The 20,818-nt window shown below is 72.1% G+C and carries 10 protein-coding genes (1 of these 10 only partly in view); 4 read left to right on the top strand and 6 right to left on the bottom strand.

The window, feature by feature from the left end:
- Window positions 1-60: 60 nt before the first annotated feature.
- Window positions 61-1,458 (bottom strand): GH1 family beta-glucosidase, encoded by a 1,398-nt coding sequence (locus tag ACFWQG_RS03560; protein WP_378506210.1) that lies wholly within the window; start codon window positions 1,456-1,458, stop codon window positions 61-63.
- A 113-nt stretch (window positions 1,459-1,571) separates the two neighbouring features.
- Between ACFWQG_RS03560 and ACFWQG_RS03555 the strand changes: the two genes are divergently transcribed.
- Genes ACFWQG_RS03555 through ACFWQG_RS03545 form a run of 3 tightly spaced genes read left to right on the top strand, consistent with a single transcriptional unit; the run spans window position 1,572 to window position 3,777 of the window.
- Window positions 1,572-2,768, top strand: coding sequence for an MFS transporter (locus tag ACFWQG_RS03555; RefSeq protein WP_378506209.1), 1,197 nt, complete (start codon window positions 1,572-1,574; stop codon window positions 2,766-2,768).
- 41 nt (window positions 2,769-2,809) lie between these two features.
- Window positions 2,810-3,250 (top strand): hypothetical protein, encoded by a 441-nt coding sequence (locus tag ACFWQG_RS03550; protein WP_378506208.1) that lies wholly within the window; start codon window positions 2,810-2,812, stop codon window positions 3,248-3,250.
- On the top strand, window positions 3,247-3,777 hold the full coding sequence (locus ACFWQG_RS03545; RefSeq protein WP_378506207.1) for a GNAT family N-acetyltransferase: 531 nt from the start codon (window positions 3,247-3,249) through the stop codon (window positions 3,775-3,777). Before ACFWQG_RS03550 ends, ACFWQG_RS03545 begins: the two co-directional genes overlap by 4 nt.
- Window positions 3,778-3,860: 83 nt before the next feature.
- On the opposite strand, the gene ACFWQG_RS03540 is transcribed toward ACFWQG_RS03545, so the two are convergent.
- The 3 genes from ACFWQG_RS03540 to ACFWQG_RS03530 form a co-directional block, all read right to left on the bottom strand.
- A complete protein-coding gene (locus tag ACFWQG_RS03540; RefSeq protein WP_378506398.1) occupies window positions 3,861-4,685 on the bottom strand; it encodes a sugar phosphate isomerase/epimerase family protein in 825 nt (274 codons plus the stop codon).
- A 62-nt stretch (window positions 4,686-4,747) separates the two neighbouring features.
- Entirely contained in the window at window positions 4,748-6,094 is a 1,347-nt protein-coding gene (locus ACFWQG_RS03535) for a hypothetical protein (protein WP_378506206.1), read from the bottom strand.
- Window positions 6,091-7,041 (bottom strand): hypothetical protein, encoded by a 951-nt coding sequence (locus tag ACFWQG_RS03530; protein WP_378506205.1) that lies wholly within the window; start codon window positions 7,039-7,041, stop codon window positions 6,091-6,093. The genes ACFWQG_RS03535 and ACFWQG_RS03530 overlap by 4 nt, the downstream gene beginning before the upstream one ends.
- Window positions 7,042-7,107: 66 nt before the next feature.
- On the opposite strand from ACFWQG_RS03530, the gene ACFWQG_RS03525 reads away from it, so the two are divergent.
- Window positions 7,108-7,911: a hypothetical protein gene (locus ACFWQG_RS03525; RefSeq protein WP_378506397.1), complete on the top strand. Its 804-nt coding sequence runs from the start codon at window positions 7,108-7,110 to the stop codon at window positions 7,909-7,911.
- 31 nt (window positions 7,912-7,942) lie between these two features.
- On the opposite strand, the gene ACFWQG_RS03520 is transcribed toward ACFWQG_RS03525, so the two are convergent.
- Together ACFWQG_RS03520 and ACFWQG_RS03515 are read right to left on the bottom strand one after the other, a co-directional pair.
- Window positions 7,943-8,983: an alpha/beta hydrolase gene (locus tag ACFWQG_RS03520; protein WP_378506204.1), complete on the bottom strand. Its 1,041-nt coding sequence runs from the start codon at window positions 8,981-8,983 to the stop codon at window positions 7,943-7,945.
- A 3-nt stretch (window positions 8,984-8,986) separates the two neighbouring features.
- A protein-coding gene (locus ACFWQG_RS03515) for a non-ribosomal peptide synthase/polyketide synthase (RefSeq protein ID WP_378506203.1) crosses the window boundary here: on the bottom strand, window positions 8,987-20,818 show its final stretch. It continues 15,828 nt past the right edge of the window; 11,832 of the gene's 27,660 nt are visible here — the last part of the coding sequence; the start codon falls outside the window, past its right edge; it ends in the stop codon at window positions 8,987-8,989.

Below are 20,818 nucleotides of genomic sequence, written 5' to 3'. Positions count from 1 at the left end.
CTGCACCGTCACGGCCTGACGCGGGACCGCACCGTCACGGCCTGACACCGGGCTACTGGGTCATGGCGTGACGCCCGCCGGGCGGTTGGCGCGGATCAGGTTCCGGTACCAATGGTAGGAGTCCTTGGGTGTGCGGGTGAGGGTGTTGTAGTCGACGTGGACCAGGCCGAACCGCTCGCGGTATCCGGCGGCCCACTCGAAGTTGTCCAGGATCGACCACACGAAGTAGCCGCGGACGTCGACGCCCGCGTCGAGCGCCGCGCGCAGGGCGTGCAGGTGGTCGCGGTGGTAGTCGATCCGTCGGGTGTCACGGACGCGGCCCTCCCCGTCCGGGTCGGCGTCGTGGAAGGAGGCGCCGGACTCGGTGATGTAGATCGGGGGCAGCGCGTCGCCGTAGCGGTCGCCGAAGGTCTGCACGATCTCCCGCAGCCCGTCGGGCACGATCGGCCAGCCGAAGTCGGTCCGCGGATAGCCCTCGATCGCGACGGGGCGGAACGGCATGCCGGGCGGCAGGTCGACCTCGAGCACCCCGCTGCTGCCCTCGCCGCTGATCGGGGCACCGATCACCGTCGGCTCGTAGTAGTTGATGCCGAACCAGTCCAGCGGCTGCGCAATGGTTTTCAGGTCATCGCCGATCGGCCCCTGGAGGATGGCGGCGAGTTCCGGCGCCGGGTAGGCACCGCGCAGGACGGGGTCGGCGAACGTCCAGTTGACGATGTGGTCGTAGATGTCGGCTGCCTCGACGTCGGCCGGGTCGTCGCTCGCGGCGTGCACGGGGGCGTGGTTGGAGGCGATGCCGATGTTGGTGCAGCCCGCGGCGCGCAGCGCCTGCACCGCAAGGCCGTGGCCGAGCAGCTGGTGGTGTGCGGCCTGGAGCGCACCGAACCCGAGTTGCAGGCCGGGCGCATGCACGCCGAGCGCGTGACCGTAGAGGGTGTGCACCACGGGTTCGTTGAGCGGCATCCACATTCGCACCCGGTCACCGAGCCTGCGGCCGACGATGTCCGCGTACTCGGCCAGCCGGGCAGGGGTGTCGCGGTCGAGCCATCCGCCGGTGTCCTGCAATGCCTGCGGGAGATCCCAGTGGAACAGCGTCACCGCTGGCGCGATGCCCGCCGCGCAGAGCTCGTCGATGACCCGGTCGTAGAAGTCCAGGCCCGCCGCGTTGACGGGACCGCGGCCGGTGGGCTGGACGCGCGGCCACGACACCGACAACCGGTACGCCCCGACCCCGAGGTCACGCATCAGGGCGACGTCCTCGCGGTACCGGTGGTAGTGGTCGATCGCGACCGCAGCGGTCTCCCCGCCGACCACGGTGTCCGGTCGGTCGCAGAACTCGTCCCAGATGGACCGGCCGCGGCCGTCGGCGTCGACCGCCCCCTCGATCTGGTAGGCCGCCGCGGCCACACCCCACAGGAAGTCGGGGGGAAAGGTCGGATCGGAGTGCGCTGCAGTCATGGACGGAGTCTGACGGTTTCCTGGACGCACGTCCAGAGCAGTGTTTCAATGCGTGCACGACCGACTGCTCCCCCATTCCCGCCCGCGGGCCCGGCGAAAGCACCGACCACAACATGACCGATCCCCTGCCCGACCAGCGCACTGCCCGCGTCGCGACCGCGGCGGCGTTTGCGCTGCAGGGCTTCTTCCTCGCGGTGCTGCTGACCCAGCTTCCCCAGTTCAAGGACAAGTTCGGGTTCACCGAGACCACCATCGTCGTCGCCGTCGTGACCGTCTCGCTCGTCGCGGGGGCCGGCAGCGTGCTCGCCGAGTTCGTCGCGACCCGCACGTCGAGCCGGACCACCCTGCGCGTCGGGCTGTCCGTGATCGCGGTGGCAGGCGTGGGAATCGCGTTCTCCCACACCACGATCCTGTTCTTCGTCGGATTCGCCTGCTACGGCATCGGGTTGGGGATGGTGGACGCCGCGGCGAACATGCAGGCGGTCGCGATCCAGCGTCGGTACGGGCGGTCGATCCTGTCGTCGTTCCACGCGGTGTGGAGCGTCGGCGCCATCGTCGGTGCCCTGTTCGTGTCTGCATCCGCGGGACTCGGTGTCGGTCTTGGGGTGTGCCTGCTGATCGCGGCGGTGGTCGTCGGCGCCGGGACCGCCGCGCTCGGTCCGCGGCTGCTGGTCACCGGAAGCGAGGCGGCGGACCCGTCGACCGCCGCGGCACCGCTGTCGGTCCCGCTGCGCCCGTTCCTCGCGCTCGGCATCGCGATGGCCCTGTTCTTCGCGATCGACTTCGCGGTCGGCAACTGGTCCGCGCTGTACCTGACGGACATGCTGCTGGCCAGCGCGAGCACCGCCGCGCTTGCCGTCGCCGCATATCAGGGCGCGGGACTGGTGTCCCGGCTGACCGGCGACTTCTGGGTGCGCCGGCACGGGGAGATCGCCGTCGTCCGGGTCGGTGCCACGATCGGCGCGGTCGGCCTGGTGGTCGTGGTCTGCGCGACCGGACCGGTGATGGCGATCGTCGGGTTCCTGATCGTCGGGCTCGGCGCGCCGGTCGTCGCGCCGCTCTGCTTCAGCGCCGCGGGCCGGCTCGCGCCGCCGGACCGCGCGGATGCCGTGGTGGCGCGGCTGAACCTGTTCAACTATGCGGGCACCATCATCGGCGGCGGCATCGTCGGCGCGGTGGCCGCGCTGTCGAACATGCGGATCGGCTTCGCGATTCCGCTCGCGTTCGCGGTCGCCCTGATCCTGCTTGCCCCGGCGTTCCGGCCGGACCGGGTGCCGACGACGCCGCAGGCGGCCGATCCGGTGCACTGACCCCGTGCCTGCGCGGCGTCGGGAGGTGGTTGACTGGCATCATGCCGAACTGGGGCTGGCTCATCGTGATGCTGATTGTCGTCGACGTCGCCGTCGTCGTCGTGTGGTTGCTGACCCGCCGAAAGACCGCGCTCGCGGACCCGTACAGCCCGGCGTTCGTCCGCGGACTCGACCTCGAAACGCGGGACCGGATCGAACGGCTCGTCGCGGACCACAAGCAGGTTCAGGCGATCGCCCTGCTGCGGGAACGCACCGACCTCGGGTTGGTCGACGCGAAGGCGGCCGTCGACGCCGTCGCCCGCGGCGAGTGGGTGCCGACCGCGGGCCCGGACAGTGCGCCCCCCACCGGAGGCTGGTCGGATCTCGCCCCCGCGCTGCGCGCGCTCAAGTCCGAGGGCAAGGACGGCAAGGCTGCGCGCATGCTGTGCGAGCACACCGGCATGAGCCTGCGCCAGGCGAAGGACACGGTGGCACGGCTGTGACCGTCACCGTCTCCCCCGCCGTCTCCTCCGACGCGGCGGAGCTCGCCGCGGTCGCGGCGGTCACCTTCCCGCTGGCGTGCCCGCCGTCGGTCACCGCCGCCGACGTCGACGACTTCCTCGCCACCGTGTTGTCCGCCCAGCGGTTCGCCGACTACCTCGACGACCCCGACCGGACCGTGCTCAAGGCCGTCACCGGCGGGACGATCGTCGGGTACGCGATGCTCGTCGACGGCCTGCCCGACGACCCCGATGTGCGGGGTGCGGTGACGGCGCTCCCGACCGTGGAGCTCAGCAAGCTCTACGTGCTTCCCGGCCATCACGGCGAGGGAGTGTCGCACCGGCTGATGGACGCCGCGGTGGCGGCGGCGCGCGGCGCCGGTCTCGCCGGGGTGTGGCTCGGGGTCAACCAGGAGAACGCCCGCGCCCAACGCTTCTATGCCAAGCAGGGATTCACGCGGGCGGGCACCAAACGTTTCCGGGTCGGCGACCAACTGCACCACGACTTCGTCCTGCAGCGGATCCTCTGAGCCCCGGCGGATGCGCCTGCGGCACTGTGGGTGGAGTTCCCCCCCCCGGGGGGGGAACCCCCCCCCACGGTCCGCGGCAGCGGCTATCTCGCGAGGTGCTCGCGGGCGAACGCCAGCGACTGCGCCAACATCGACCTGCGTTCGGCCCTGGTGCGCGCGTTCTGCGTGTTGATCTCGAGCACCACGTGCCCGTCGAACGCGGACGCGGCCAGCGACCGGCACATCTGCGCGCAGGGCTGGCTGCCGTGCCCCGGGATCAGGTGCTCGTCCGCGGACGCACCGCGGCCATCGGCCAGGTGCAGGTGGGTCAGGCCCTCCCCCATCCGGCTCGCGAGCGCGGCCGCGTCCATCCCGGCGGTCGCGGTGTGCGAGAGGTCAAGAGTGTAGTGCGCGTGCCCGACATCGGTCGGGTCGTAGGACGGCGCGAACGCGGACACGCCGGGTCCCGGACCGCCCCGCTTCTCCAGCCGCTCGGCCGACTTCGACTTCGCGCCCCAGAATCGGTCGGCGCGCATCGGGAACATGTTCTCCACGGCGACCGCGACATCACTGCGCTGCTCGAGGTCGTGCACCTGATCGGCGAACCCGTCCGCGTACCGGCGTTGCCACCGGAACGGCGGGTGCACGACGACGGTCCGCGCGCCGAGGGCCTCCGCGGCCCGCACCGACCGTTCCAACTTGGCGACCGGGTCCGCGCCCCACACCCGCTGCGAGATCAACAGGCACGGCGCGTGCACGGCCAGCACCGGGACCGCGTACTTCCGCACCATCCGCGTGACGGTGGCCAGGTCCTGACTGGCCGTCTCCGCCCACACCATCAGCTCGACACCGTCGTAGCCGAGTTCGGCGGCGTACTCGAACGCCGCCTCCGTGTTCTGCGGGTACACCGACGCCGTCGACAGACCCACCAGGATCCGGTGACCCCGGCCCGCCGCCCGGTCCACCGGACCGCCGCTTCCCGCCGCCACCGTCAGCTCGAACTGAGCACGAACACGAGGGGGCCGATCGTCACGAACACGCCGACGATCACCGCGATCAGCAGGCTCAGCAGATCCTCGGTCTGACGCAGGATGCGGACCACCGCGACCAGCCCGGCGATCACCAGCACGGCCAGTACCAGCGCCACCCACGGCAGCGATTCCCACAGCTTCTCGAAGCCCTTGAACAGCAGCGCGCCCGCGACGATCGCGACGACGGCCTGCCCAACGAGCACTGCCCACTGGCGGAGCGCGCCGCCGCGGGTGGTGCTCGCCTGCTCCGCAGGGCCGTCGTCCTCGTCGTCAACCGCGGGGGCAGGGCCGGTGTCGTCGCGTCCTGCCGCCTTCGCGGCGGGCGCCACCGTCACATCGGTGGCCTCCGCGGCCCCCGGCGTGTCCGTGACCCGCGGGAACTCGCCCGTGGTGTGCACCAGTGCCCGCGCCTCGTCGAGCGACTCGGTGCGGGCACTGCGGGCCTGACGCAGCAGGTCCGCCTCGAGGCTCGAGCCGGACAGCAGCGCGGGCTCGCGGACGGTGGGCGTCCCCGTGTAGGGCTTGGCCTTCGACCCGCCCGACGCGTCGGGCGCCTCCGCCTCCGGCTCCGGCCGGAACCGGCGCCCCGTGCTCGCCGCGGGCACCACCGTGGTCTTCTCGGCCGGCGACTCGGAGCCGAGGCCCGCCGACGGCACCGAACCGCTGGCGACCGAGCCGCCCGCGGCTGACGCAACCGAGCCGCCCGCGGCTGGCGTCACGGCGTCGACGACGGTCGTCTTCTCGACCGCCGACGCGGGCGCCGGGGTTGCGGTGCTGGCAGCGGCCGGTGCTGGCGCGGGGATCGGCCCCGACACCGTCGGGGGCACCGTCCCGGCCGGGGCCGCGGTCGACAATGCGCTGTCCTGCGCGGACCGGTCGGCCGCGGCCTTGCGGTCCGCGTCCGCCTTCGCGAGCACCGCCCGCCGCAGCGCCGGGATCGCCTGGGTGTGATCGACCTCGGCGGGGACGCCGGGCGCGACGGGCAGCGACGGCGGCGTTGCCTCCGGCGTCGTGCTGACCGACGGGATCGGGTCCGGGGCCTCCGGGCGCGGGGCCGGGGCGGCAGGGACCGCACCGGCACCGGAGGCGCCTGCGATGTCGTCGTCCGGGTCGGGTGCGGCGCGCCGGTTGCGGGGCCGGACATCCGCGTCCGATACCACCGGCAGTTCACCGGTCAGTTCGGCAACACTGATCCCGCCTGCTGCGCCGCGGCGCCGCCGCCCGCCCCGGGACTCGACCTGCTGACCGTTGCGGGCGAGCAGCTCCGCGACGGAGATCTGCCCGGTGTCCTCGGGCTTGCCACTCATCGCGCCACCACCAGTTCGCCGCCCATGTCCGTGTCCAGTTTGCGCAGGATCAGACCCTCCCGCAGCGCCCACGGACAGATCTCCAGCTCGTCCACCGACAGTGCCCGCATGCTCGCCTCCGCAATCAGTGCGCCTGCCACGATCTGTTGTGACCGGTCCGCGCTCACACCCTCCAGCTCCGCGCGGTCCGACGTCGTCATCCGCGAGATGAACGCGATCAGCTGGCGCAGCCCGCTCGCGGTCAGTGTCCTCCGGACCCGGGGGCCCGCGGCGGAGGGCGCGGCCCCGGTGAGTCGCGCCAGCGACCGGAACGTCTTGGACGTGCCGACCACGCGGTCGGGGGAGCCCGCGGCGCGCAGCGCCTTGGCCGGCTCAACCAGTTCCGCGTCGAGCCAGTCCCGCAGCACCGCGACCCGACGCTTACCCGGCGGGTCGGACTGCAGCCAGTCCCTGGTCAGTCGCCCCGCGCCGAGCTGCAGCGAGAACGCGACGTCCGGGTCCTCGTCCCCGCCCGCGGTCATCTCGAGGGACCCGCCGCCGATGTCGAAGTTCAGGATGCGGCCCGCGCTCCAGCCGTACCAGCGGCGCACCGCGAGGAAGGTCAGCCGGGCCTCGTCGACCCCGGACAGCACCTCCAGGTTCACCCCGGTCTCGGCCCGCACCCTGGCGAGCACCGCCTCGGAGTTGTTGGCGTCCCGGACCGCGGACGTCGCGAACGCCATCAACTCGCCGCACCCGGACGTGGCCGCGATCGACGCGAAGTCGCCGACGGCCGCGACCAGCCGTTCGGCGCCGCCGACGGTGATGTCGCCCGCCGCGTCGGTGTTCTCCGCGAGCCGCAGCGTCGCCTTGGTCGAACTCATCGGGGTGGGATGCGCACCCCTGTGCGCATCGACCACCAGAAGGTGGACGGTGTTGCTTCCGACGTCGAGTACCCCTAACCGCACGTGACCACGGTACTGGGTCTACCGTCTGGCACTGTGACAGCAGGCGCCGCCCCGAACACCGCGAAGATGACGCCCACTCCGGAGGTGGACCTCGACTTCCCCCGCGAGTGGATCGAGTTCGTCGACCCGGCGAATCCCGACCACCTCATCGCCGCCGACCTGACCTGGCTTCTTTCCCGGTGGACCTGCGTGTTCGGCACCCCGGCCTGCCAGGGGATCATCGAGGGCAGGCCCGACGACGGCTGCTGTTCGCACGGCGCCTTCCTCTCCGACGAGGAGGACCGCGAGAAGCTGGACCGCTGCGTGAGCATGCTCACGCCAGCCGACTGGCAGTTCATGGAGAAGGGCCTCGGCAAGAAGGGCTACGTCGAGGAGGACGACCTCGACGACGAACCGGCACTGCGGACCCGCAGGCACAAGGGTGCGTGCATCTTCCTGAACCGCCCCGGCTTCGAGGGCGGTCTCGGGTGCGCGTTCCACATCATGGCGGTGCGCGAGGGCATCGAGCCGCTCGAGGTGAAGCCGGACGTGTGCTGGCAGTTGCCGATTCGGCGCACGCAGGAGTGGGTGGCCCGGCCGGACGGCGAGCAGATCCTGCGGACCACGCTCACCGAGTACGACCGGCGCGGCTGGGGTGAGGGCGGCGCGGACCTGCACTGGTACTGCTCGGGGTCGCCGGACGCGCACGTCGGCACCCGGCCGGTGTGGCAGTCGTACGGCCCGGAGCTGACCGAGCTTCTCGGGGCCCCGGCGTACGCGGAGTTGGTGCGGCACTGCAGGCGACGGGCCGGGTTGGGCCTGATCGCGGTGCACCCCGCGACGTCCGCGGCCCGCGACGCAAGGGCGGCAGCGCGGCCCGCCGAGGCCTGACGACACAGCCCTGCCCGCCGAGGCCTGACGGCTACGCCTCGTCGACGCCGAGCGCGCGGGCCAGCGTCGGCCACGACCGGCGCAGCGTGTCCTGCCAGTACCCCCACGAGTGGGTTCCGGTCGGCTGCAGGTCGGTGTCGACGGGAATGCCGAGCTCACCGAGGCGCGCCACCAGCCGGTGGGTGCAGTAGTTGGCGGCGGCCTCAATCGCCCCGCCGACGACGATCTGGTCCGGCAGCGGCGGCGACAGCGCGGGCCGCGGCGCCTCGGGACGTTCGAACTCGCCGGGCAGCCCGGTGCCGCTGGAGACGAACAGCTCGAGCCCGCGGAGCTTGTCGGCGTTGACGTACGGATCGTGCCGGACCCATTCCGGGTCGCCGGGCGGACCCCACATGTTCCGGGTGTCGCCCCGGCCTGCGACCTCGACGACGGCCCGCACCATCGCCTGCCCGATCGGGTCGCTGGTCATCGCGCAGCCGCTGTACGAGGCGACCCCGCGGTACAGGCCGGGGGCTTGGATGGCGAGGTCGAGGACCGAGCTCGCGGACATCGACAGACCGCCGATCGCGTTGACCCCGTTGGCGCCGAGCGCCGCGTCGAGGACCGGCGGCGCCTCCTCGGTGAGGAACGTCTGCCACTGGTTGCGGCCGAGCTTCGGGTCGTCGCGTCGCCAGTCGGTGTAGTAGCTGATGTAGCCGCCAACCGGGATCGCCACGTTCACGTTCTTGTCCGCGAAGAAGTCCTCGATGTCGGTCTGCCCGATCCAGTTCGCCCCGTCCTCGCCGCCCCCGGCCCCGTTGAGCAGGTACAGCGTCGGCCGGGGGGCGCTGGTGTCGGCCGGGCGCAGCACCTGGAACTCCACCACCTCGTCCATCGACGGCGCGTACACGAAGACGTTCCACCGCGTGTCGTCGATCTTCTCGATGCGGTCGAGCCGGCCAGCCTGCGTGGACTCCCCCGCCGCCTCGGTGGCGGCGGCGGGGGCGGGGGCGGCACCCGCGGCGGCTACGCCGAGCGGGGTCAGCGCCACCGCAGCGACCAGGGCGGGCAGGATCGTCCAACTGGACCGCATACGTCAGTGTCCGTTTCTCGTCGAGGCTCCGGGCCCACCGTCGGCGACGGCGAGGTGCGCCCGCGTCACCGGGCCGATCGTGTCGAGGGACGCGGGCACGGTCATGTGCCAGTGCGTGCTCTCGACCTGATGGTTCTCGATGCCTCCGCTGACGAACGGACGCCACGTCCGGGCACCTCGTGATCCCGTGGAATCATCCAGTGCCGCGGTGAAGTACAGCAGATCGCCCGCGAACACTCCCGGCCGATGACGCTCCATGAGGTCGGAATTGTGTTGGGCGCTCGCGATCATCCGCTGAACGTGCTCGGCAGTCAAGACCGAGAGCGGTCCACCGATTGCGGGCAGCAGCGTCGACGCCGCCTCGGTGAGGGCCTCCGCGGACAGGGTGTCCAGGCCCGCGGGAAGCTGCCCGTCGAATCCGAGTCCCGCCAACAGATCTGCGGCACCGACCGGCGCGGCCGGTTCGGTCCGCTCGATCCGCTCGGCGATGCTGTCGAGCATGGTCAGCGACTCCACCCGCTCCCCGACCTGCTGCAACTGCACCGCCATCGCGTGTGCGAGGACCCCGCCGAGCGACCACCCCAGCAGGTGGTACGGGCCCGACGGTTGGATCCGCCGGATCTCGGCGACGTACCGCGCGGCGAGCTCGTCGAGCGAGGCTGGCGCGTCGCCGTCCGCCACGATCGCCGGGGACTGAATCCCGTAGACCGGCCGCGAGGCGTCGAGGTGCTGCGCGAGACCGGTGTAGCACCAGGACAATCCGACGATCGGATGGATGCAGAACAGCGGGCTATCGGTGCCAGCGGTGCGGATCGGGTAGAGCACCTGCAGCGCGGACTCCGCATCGCCGTGACCGGCCGCCATGCGCGCCGCGATGGACGCCGGGGTGGGGTCCGTCATGAGCAGCTGCAGCGACACCTCCGCTCCCGTCAGCTCCCTGAGCCGGGTCACGACGCGCACCGCCACCATCGAGTTGCCGCCGAGTTCGAAGAAGTTGTCGTCGGCACCGACCCGCTGCACACCGAGCAGTTCCTCGAACACCGATGCCACCGCGCGTTCCCCGTCCGTCCCCGGCCTGCGGTATTCGGTCGGTGTGAAGACCGGGTCCGGCAACGCCTTCCGATCGAGTTTGCCGGTGACGCCAAGCGGCAGCGCGTCGAGGGGGACGATCACCGCAGGCACCATGTAGCTGGGCAGCTCCCGACCGAGTGCGGAGCGCACTCCGGAGGGATCGAGGTCGGTCCCCGGGTTCGGTACCACGTAGGCGACCAGACGACCGCCGAGCGTCGGGTCGTCGACCGCGGCGACGGCCGCCGCGTCGACACCGGGGCACCGGCGCAGCGCCGCCTCGATTTCGCCGAGCTCGATGCGGAAGCCACGTACCTTCACCTGGAAGTCGGACCGGCCCAGGTACTCGATGCGACCGTCGGCACGCCACGCGGCGACGTCGCCGGTCCGATACATCCGTTCGCCGGCATCGCCGAAGGGGTTCGCGACGAACCGGTCCGCGGTCAGACCGACCCGACCGTGGTAGCCGCGGGCGAGCTGCGTACCGGCCAGGTACAGCTCGCCACGGACACCGACGGGGACGGGCCGCAGCCGCTCGTCGAGGACGTAGGTCCGGGTGTTCCACTCCGGCACGCCGATCGGGATGGTGACGCCGTCCTCGTCGCTCGTCCGGTGCGCGGTGACGCTGACCGCGGCCTCGGTTGGCCCGTACAGGTTGACCAGCTCGGCTCGGTTGCCTGCCCGGAACTCGCGTGCGGTCTCCGCGGGGAGGGCCTCGCCGATCGCCAGCACCCGCCGCAGCGACGACGGCAGCGTGCCGCCCGCCGCTGCGAGCAACATCGACAGCATCGACGGCACGGTGTGCAGGGTGGTGACGCCCTCCTCCTCGATCAGCTCGAGCAGGTGGTCCGGGTCGCGGTGCCCGTCCGCGGCCGCGACGACGAGGCATCCACCCGAGGTGAGTGCGGACCAGAATTCCCACACCGACAGGTCGAAGGTCGCGGCGGTCTTGAGCAAGGCCGAGTCGGTCGAATTGAGTCCGAATTCTGCTTGCTTCCAGAGCAACTGGTTGACGATCGCGGCGTGCCCGACGGCGACGCCCTTCGGAGTTCCGGTCGACCCGGACGTGAAGATCACGTAGGCGGTGTTGGCACCGCGCAGCGGCGCCCGACGTTCCGCCGCCTCGATCGGCGTGTCCGGGTATCCCGACAGGTCGAGGTCGTCGATGTCGAGCACGGGTGCGACGCCACGCACGGCGACCCGATCGACCGAGGTGGTGAGCACGCACACCGGTGCCGCGGTGGCGAGGATGTGCCCGATCCGGTCGGCGGGATGATCGGGGTCGATCGGCACGTAGGCGCCGCCCGCCTTCGCCGTCGCGTACATGCCGACCACCAGGTCGATCGAGCGGCGCATCGCAAGGGCAACCGACGACTCCGGACCGACACCCAGCGAGATCAGGTGCCGCGCAAGCCGGTTCACACGAGCGTCGAACTCGACGTAGGTGAGCCGGTGGTCCTCGAACACCAGTGCCGGGTGGTCGGGTGTGCGAGCGACCTGCTCGTCGAACAGATCCACCAGGGTGCGATCCGCGGGGAGCGGGCGGCCGGTGTCGTTCCAGTCCACGAGCATCAGGTCACGTTCGCTGCCGTCCAACAGGTCGATGTCACCGACGGTCGTCGACGGGTCGGCGGCGACGGCCGCGACGAGCCGACCGAACCGGTCGGCGAGGGTGCGCACGGTGGCCTCGTCGAACAGCGCCGCGGAATAGGTGAACGCCGCCGACATGCCGAGCGGCTCACCGGACGTGCCGTACCGGTCGGTGACAACGAGGTGCAGATCGAACTGTGTGAGGTTGGAGGTGTAGTCCACTCCGCTGACGGTGAGGCCGGGAAGCTCCAGGCTCGCCGCCTCCTGGTTCTGGAAGGAGAACCCGATCTGGAACAGCGGGTGCCGGGCGGTCGACCGCACCGGATTGACGACCTCCACCAGTCGCTCGAACGGCACGTCCGCGTTGCCCATCGCCGCCAGGTCCGCCTCCCGGACCCGAGCGAGAACTTCGTCGAACGCCCACCCCGGACGGATCGCGGACCGAAACACCAAGGTGTTCACGAACATGCCGACCATCCCGTCGAGGGCGTGCCCGCCGCGCCCCGCGATCGGGGTGCCCACCGCAATGTCGTCGGTGCCGGACATTCGCGCAAGGAAGGTCGCGAACGCGGCGTGCACCACCATGAACAGTGAGGCACTCGCGCTGGCGGCCAGGTCGGCCAGCAGCCGGTGGGTGTCGGCGTCGATGTCGAAGCCGACCTTCCCACCAGCGGTCGACGCGACCGCGGGCCGCGGCCGATCCGAGGGTAGTTCGAGCAGGTCGGGCTGTCCGGCCAGTGCCTGGCGCCAGAAGGAGATCTGCCGGGACACCGCCGAGTCGGGGTCGTCCTCGGACCCGAGCACCTCCCGCTGCCACAGCGCGAAGTCGGCGTACTGCACGGGCAGCGGCTCCCACCCGGGAGCGGCTCCACGCCGCCGTGACTCGTAGGCGACGACGACGTCACGGGCGAGCGGTCCGACGGAGAAGCCGTCGCTGCTGATGTGGTGGATCGCCAGCACCAGCACGAAGGCGTCCGGCGCGGTGCGGAGCAGCCGGCCGCGGACCGGTACCGCGGTGGTCACGTCGAAGCCCCGACCGAGCACGTCGAATATCCGCGCGGTCAGCTCGGCCTCGGTCACCTCCACCGGTGTGAGGTCGAGACCGACCTCGGTCGCGGGCACGATCACCTGGACGGGGCCGTCCCCGTCCTCCGGGTACACCGTCCGCAGCGACTCGTGCCGGTCGAGTACGTCGTCGACCGCGGCCCGCAGCGCCGCGACATCGAGGTCGCCGTCGAGCCGGATGGCGACCGGGATGTTGTAGGCGGCCGACTCCGGGTCGAAGCGGTTGAGGAACCACATCCGGGACTGCGCCAGCGAGAGCGGGATCCGCGCCGGACGCGGCCGCGCGACGAGCGCGGGGAGCGCCGATCCGGTCGAGTTCTCGACGCGCAGCGCGAGCGCGGCGACGGTGGCCGCCTCGAACACGTCCCGAACCCCGATTCCCGCACCGGCCGCCTCGTTGACCCGGGCGACGAGACGCGTTGCGGTCAGCGAGTTGCCGCCGACGGCGAAGAAGTCGTCGTCGGCGCCGACCCGCTCCAGCCCGAGCAGTTCGGCGTAGACGGCCGCGACGAGCAGCTCGGTGGCGCCGACCGGTTCGCGGTAGTCCGCCGCGCCGGACCCGAACTCCGGTGCGGGCAGTGCCCGGCGGTCCATCTTCCCGGCGGGTGTGGTCGGGATCGTGTCCAGCACCACGACCGCCGACGGCACCAGTGCCCGCGGCAGGTGCCGCGCCGCCTCGGCCAGCACGGCGGCGGCCTCGGCCACCGCGTCGGCGACCGGGACCACGTACCCGACCAGCTGGTCACCGAGCGTGGGGTGCCTGTGCACGGTGGCCGCGGCGACCGCGACCGCCGGGTGCCGGGTCAGCGCGGCCTCGACCTCACCGAGTTCGACCCGCAGCCCGCGCACCTTCACCTGCGCGTCGGCCCGGCCGACGTAGTCCAGCAGGCCGTCCGCTCCGAGCCGCACCAGGTCGCCGGTGCGGTACATGCGGGAACCGTTGTCGCGGTAGGGGTTCGCGACGAACCGTTCCGCGGTCAGCGCGCCGCGTCGGTGATATCCCCTGGCCAGCGCCGCGCCCGACAGGTACAGCTCACCCGTCACCCCGACCGGCACCGGCCGCAGCCGGGTGTCGAGGACCATCACCTCGGCGCCCTGGATCGGCGAGCCGATCGGGATACGCCGCGGCGAGCCGCTCGGAACGTTCTGCTTCGGACGGGTGGCCGGGTGCAGGTCGTCGCCGATCGTGATGACGATTGTCGTCTCGGTCGGCCCGTAGCTGTTGAAGAAGCGGCGACGCACCCCTGCTCCGTCGCCGACGAACTGTTCGACCAGCATCGGCGGGCACACGTCACCACCGACGATGACCGTCGCCAACTCGGGAAGCCGGTCCGCGTCGACGGTGCCGAGCGCGGCTGGCGCGGTGAGGATGTGGGTGACGCGTTCGCGTGCCAGCAGGTCCGTGAGTTCCGCGCCGCCTATCACGTCGGGCGGCGCGACCACCATCGCGGCGCCCGCGCTGAAGGCGTGGATCATCTCGAAAATGGACGCGTCGAAGCTCGCCGACGACAACCGCAGCACCCGGGAGGCCGCGGTGGCGCCGAGCTCGGGGCGGGCCGTGGCGGTGAAGGCGGCCAGCCCGGTGTGGGTGACGACGACGCCCTTCGGCACGCCCGTCGATCCGGATGTGTAGATCACGTACGCCGCGTGGTCGGGACGCAACGCTGTCGTGCGCTCGGCGTCGGTCACCGGCTTTGCCGTGAACGGATCGGCGTGGCCGGGGGTCACCCAGTCGACTCCTGCGGGCAGTGCCGCCGTCCCGACCTCATCGGTGATACCCAGCCGCACACCGGAATCGGTGATCATGTGCGCGATTCGTTCGGCCGGGTAGGCGGGGTCGACGGGCACGTACGCGGCGCCGGTCTTGGCGACCGCCCACAGGGCGATGATCGACTCCACCGACCGCGGCAGGGCAACGGCGACCGCCTGTTCGGGCCCGGCTCCGCGGTCGATCAGCGCCCGCGCCAACCGATTCGACCGAGCGTCGAGGTCCGGGTACGACAGTTCGGCGTACGACGAGCCACCGCCGTCGTACACCACCGCGACGTCTCCGACACCGACACCGGCCGTCAGCAGGTCGGGCAGCAGCGCGGTGGCTGGCGCATCGGCTCCCGCGCGCACCGGCAGCGTCACCCGCTCGTCGGCGTCGAGGATCTCGATGTCCCCGACCGCGGCGTGCGGCGTCGTCAACGCGGAGTCGAGGATCCGAACGAAGCGGGCCGCGAGGGTTTCGATGGTGACGCGGTCGAACAGGTCGGTCGCGTAGGTGATGGCGGCGGGGAGCGCACCGTCGGCGTCCGCGCTCTCCGACACCGTGACCGCCAGGTCGAACTTCGCTGTCACGACATCGGATTCGAGCGGAGTGAGGGTCAGGCCCGGCAGTTCGAACGGCGTCGATCCGAAGTGCTCGAACGAGAGCATCACCTGGAACAGCGGGGTGAACGCGCTCGAGCGGACCGGTGCCAGGATCTCCACGAGCCGCTCGAACGGCAGGTCGGCGTTGGAGAAGGCCGCGAGGTCGGCGTCCCGCACCTCGGTCAGCACGTCCCGGAACGAGCGGCCCGGAGCGATGTCGGTCCGCAGCACGAGGGTGCCGACGAACATGCCGACGAGGTCGTCGAGGGCCCGCTCGCCGCGGCCCGCGATGGGGGTGCCGACCGCAATGTCGGTGCCGCCCGTCATTCGGCTCAGCAGCACCGCGAGGGCGGCGTGCACGACCATGAAGACCGTCACCCCGCGCTCGGCGGCGTGGTCCCGCAGCCGGGTCGCGAGGTCGGCACCGATGGTGAAGTGGACGCGGTCGCCGTGCCCGGTCCGGGTGTCCGGGCGCGGGCGGTCCGTCGGCAGGTCGATCACCTCGGGCAGCCCGGCCAGCACCCGTCGCCAGTGGGCAATCTGCCGGGACACCGTCGAGTCGGGGTCGTCCTCGGACCCGAGCACGTCCCGCTGCCACAGCGTGAAGTCGGCGTACTGCACGGGCAGCGGCGCAACGGCCGGGGCCGTGCCGTTCCGGCGGGCCTCGTAGGCGACGACGACGTCCCTGGCGAGCGGGCCCGCCGAGAATCCGTCGGTGGCGATGTGGTGCACCGACAGCAGCAGCACGTGGTCGTCGGCGGCGACGCGGAGCAGGCGCCCGCGGATCGGGACGTCGGCCGCGACGTCGAAGCCCGCGCCGAGGACGGCGACCACCGCCGCGGCCACGTCGGACTCCGCGACGTCCACCGGGTCGAGGTCGAGGCGCACCCGGTCGGCGGGCAACACCACCTGGTGCGGGCCGTCCGCGGCGTCGGGGTACACCGTGCGCAGCGACTCGTGCCGGGCCAGCACGTCGCGCACCGCCGCCTGGAGCGCGCCGGTGTCCAGCCCACCGGTCAGCCGGACCGCGAACGGGATGTTGTACGCGGCGGAGGTGGTGTCGAATCGGTTGAGGAACCACATTCGGGATTGCGCTGCCGACAACGGGATCCGGTCCGGGCGTGGCCCGGCGACGAGCGCAGGCCGGGACGGGGCGGCCGCCGCGGCCGCGGCGCGGGTGGCGAGGCCCGCGACGGTGGGTGCCTCGAACAGGTCGCGGACGCCAAGGGTGATGCCGAGGTCGGCGTTGATCCGGGCGACGACGCGGGTGGCGGACAGCGAGTTGCCGCCGATCGCGAAGAAGTCGTCGTCGGCGCCGACCCGGTCGGCGCCGAGCACCTCGGTGTAGGCGGCGGCCACCGCATGCTCGGACCCGGTGGACGGTTCTCGGTATTCGGCCGCACCGGAGCCGAACTCGGGTGCGGGCAGCGAACGCCGGTCGACCTTTCCTGCCGGTGTCATCGGGATCGACTCGAGCACGATCACCGCCGCGGGCACGAGTGCCCGGGGCAGGTGTCGTGCCGTGTCCGCCAGCACCTCCGCGACATCGACGTCTGCGCCGTCGACCGGGACCACGTATCCGACCAGTTGGTCACCGCGCGCGCCGTCCCGGTGCACGGTCGCCGCGGCGACCGCCACCCGCTCGTGCCGGGCAAGGGCGGCCTCGATCTCGCCGAGTTCGACCCGCAGTCCGCGCACCTTCACCTGCGCGTCGGCCCGTCCGATGTAGTCCAGCAGGCCGTCCCCGCCGAGCCGCACCAGGTCACCGGTGCGGTACATGCGGGAACCGTTGTCGCGGTGGGGGTTCGCAACGAACCGGTCGGCCGTCAGCGCGCTGCGGCGATGGTAGCCGCGAGCCAGCGCCGGACCCGACAGGTACAGCTCACCGACGACCCCCACCGGAACCGGGTGCAGTCGGGTGTCGAGGACCATCACCTCGACGCCCTGGATCGGCGGACCGATCGTGATCCGGTCACCCACCGCGAGCGGCTGGGTCAGCGTGACGATGATCGTGGTCTCGGTCGGCCCGTACCCGTTGAGGAACCGACGACCCGGAGCGAACTGTTCCACCAGCGCCGGCGGGCACACGTCGCCGCCGACGCCGACCATCTCCAGGTCAGGAAGCCGGGCCGGGTCGACCGTGCTCAGGGCCGCGGGGGCGGTCAGCACGTGCGTGACCCGCTCCCGTGCCATCAGCTCGGTCAGTTCCTCGCCGCCGAGCACGGACGGCGGCGCGACCACCATGGTGGCGCCCGCATTGAACGCCTGCAGCATCTCGCTGAGTGATGCATCGAAGCTCGCCGACGACAACCGCAGCACCCGGGACGAGGCCGTCACCGCGATCTCCGGGCGAGCCTGCGCGGTGAACGAGGACAGGCCGGTGTGGGTGACCACGACACCCTTCGGCATGCCGGTCGAGCCGGACGTGTAGATCATGTAGGCCGCATGCTCGGGCAGCACCGGACCGCGGCGGTCCGCATCGGTCACCGCCGCGGCGGAGACGCCGTCGACGCGGGCCGCATCGAGGGTCAGCCACTGCACCCCGGCGGGCATCGCGGCGCGTCCGGCGGCGTCGGTGAGGCCGAGCGTCACCCCCGAATCGGCGATCATGTGCGCGATCCGGTCCTCCGGGTAGGCCGGGTCGACGGGCACGTACACCGCACCCGACTTCGCCACCGCCCACAGCGCCACGATCGACTCCATCGACCGCGGCAGCGCGACCGCCACCGGACGTTCCGGGCCTGCGCCGTGACCGATCAGCACCCGCGCCAACCGGTTCGACCACGCATCCAGTTCCGGGTAGGACAGCTCGGAGAACGACGCACCCCCGCCGTCGAACACCACCGCGACGTCCCCGGCCGCGATGCCTGCGGTGAGCAGGTCCGGCAGCAGCATCGTCGGCAGGGCAGGAGCGGGCAGCGACACCGCGGCACGCTCGTCGGCGCCGAGCATCTCGAGGTCGCCGACGGCGAGGCCCGGATCCGCGGCGACGGCCCGCAGCAGCCGCGCGAAGCGGTCGGCGAAGGCGCGGATCGTGTCCTCGTCGAACAGTGCCGTCGAGTAGGTGAACACGGCACCGAGCCCGAGCGGGGCGCCGGACTCGTCGGTGCGGTCCCGGATCGTCAGCTGGAGGTCGACGGGCGACAGCGCGATGCCCGGGTCGACCGGCTCGATCCGCAGGCCGGGCAGCTCAAGGCTGCCGGGACGATGGTTCTGCAGCGCGAATCCGGCCTGGAACAGCGGATGCCGCGCGGTCGAGCGGATCGGGTCGAGCGCCTCGACGATCCTCTCGAACGGTACGTCCGCATTGGCGAACGCGGCTAGGTCCCGATCGCGAACCTCGGCGAGCAGGTCGGTGAACGAGCCGTCCGCGCGAACCTCGGTGCGCAGCACCAGGGTTCCGACGAACATGCCGATCACGTCGTCGAGGTCGGCGTGGCCGCGCCCCGCGACGGGGGTGCCGACGGACACGTCGTCGGTGGTCGCCGTTCGGGAGAGGAATACCGCGAACGCCGCGTGCAGGACCATGAAGAGGGTGGCCCGGTGCCGGGACGCGAGGTCGGTGAGGGCGCGGTGTTCCGATGCCCCGAGGTGGAACTCGACGGTGGCCGCGGCCTGCGTCATCGTCGCGGGTCGGGGCCGGTCGGTGGGCAGTTCGAGCTGGTCGGGTTGCGCGGCGAGGGTGTCGCGCCAGTAGGCGATCTGCCGCGCCATGGTCGACTCGGGATCGTCCTCCGATCCGAGGGCGGCGCGCTGCCAGAGCGCGAAGTCGGCGTACTGCACCGGCAGCGGCTCCCAGCCGGGTTCCTGCCTCGAGGTGCGGGCCGTGTACGCGAGCATCAGGTCGCGGATCATCGGCCGGGTGGAGAACCCGTCGCCGCTGATGTGGTGCAGCGCGAGCGCAAGAACGTGCACCGGCTCCCGGTCGTCGGTGGGCGTGAGCCGGAAGACGGTGCCGCGCACCGGGATCTCCGCGGTGACGTCGAATCCTTCGGTGAGCACCCGAGCCAGGTCGGCGAGGAGCGTCTCCTCGGTGGTCGGCACCGGGTCGAGGACCAGTGCCACCCGCTCGACCGGGAGCACCACCTGGATCGGTCCGTCCTCGGTGTCCGGGTAGACGGTGCGCAGGGCCTCGTGTCGCGCGAGCACGTCCCGCACCGCGGCCTGCAGCGCGTCGACGTCGAGGGTGCCGGTCAGGCGCAGCGCGTACGGAATGTTCTGTGCGGCCGAGGTGACGTCGATCCGGTTGAGGAACCAGATCCGGGATTGGGCCAGAGACAGCGGAATCCGGTCGGGTCGCGGACCCGCCACCAGCGGCGGCCCGGCGGCGCGGTCCGACGCGTCGGCGCGGGCGGCCAGTGCCGCGACCCCGGGGGCCTCGAACACGTCCCGGATCCGGATGGTCGTGCCGAGCGCGGTGTTCACCCGGGCCACCAGCTGGGTGGCCACCAGCGAATTCCCGCCGAGCACGAAGAAGTCGTCGCTCGCGCCGACCCGATCCACGCCGAGCAGGTCGGCGACGATGCCTGCGACGGCGACCTCGGCGGGCGTCGACGGGGCCAGGTAGTCGGCGACCGCGAGCACCGGCTCGGGCAGCGCCCGGCGGTCCAGCTTGCCGGTGGGGCCGAGCGGCAGGGCGTCCAGCACGGTCAGCGAGGACGGCACCATGTACGACGCGAGGGACGCGGCGACGGCGGATCGCAGCCGCTCGGTGTCGATCGGGGTGTCGGGGGTCGGGACGAGGTAGCCGATGAGCCGCTCCCCGACCGCCGTCGAGGCGACGACCACGACGGCCTGACCGACCGACGGGTCGGCGAGCAGCGCGGCCTCGACCTCACCGAGCTCGATCCGCTGTCCGCGCAGCTTCACCTGGAAGTCGGTGCGCCCCACATACTCCAGTTCGCCGTCCCGGTTCCACCGCACCAGGTCGCCGGTGCGGTACATCCGTTCGCCCGCCTCATCGAACGGGTTCGCGACGAACCGGTCCGCGGTCAGGTCCGCCCGGCCCAGGTAGCCGCGGGCCAGCTGGATGCCCGTGAGGTACAGCTCACCCGCGACACCCACCGACACCGGCCGCAGCCGGGCATCGAGCACCCGGACACCGGTATTCCACAGCGGTGCACCGATCGGCACCACCGACGTGTCCGCGTCGTCGACGCGGTGGTACGTCACGTCGACCGCGGCCTCCGCCGGGCCGTACAGGTTGTGCAGCACCGCCCCCGGCAGCGCGCGACGCACCCGCGCCGCGACCTCGGCGGGCAGCGCCTCCCCGCCGGAGAAGATCCGCCGCAGGCCGGTGCAGTCGGCAAGGCCCGCGGTCGGCGCGGCGACGAAGAGCGCCAGCATCGACGGAACGAAGTGCACGGTGGTGACGTTCTCGGCGACGATGAGGTCGACGAGCCGGGCGGGGTCGCGGTGCGCGTCGGGTTCGGCGACCACGACGCGGGCGCCGGACAGCAGCGGCCAGAAGCATTCCCACACCGACACGTCGAATGTCACCGGCGTCTTCTGCAGGACGACGTCGGTGCCGTCGAGTCCGTATTCGCCCTGACGCCACAGCATCTGGTTCACGATCGCCCGATGCGTCACGACGACGCCCTTCGGCCTGCCGGTCGACCCGGACGTGTACACGACATAGGCCGGGTGGTCGGGATGCAGCGGCGCGAGACGATCCGCGTCGGTGACCGGGCCCGCCGGGACGGCGTCGAGGTCGAGGCCGTCGATCGGGAGGGCCGCGACCGCACCGGTCGGGACGTC

The sequence above is a fragment of the Rhodococcus sp. NPDC058532 genome, from assembly GCF_042719255.1.
Taxonomy (GTDB): domain Bacteria; phylum Actinomycetota; class Actinomycetes; order Mycobacteriales; family Mycobacteriaceae; genus Rhodococcus_G.
Note: the sequence above shows the minus strand (reverse complement) of the source record. Positions and strands in the feature narration are given on the sequence as shown.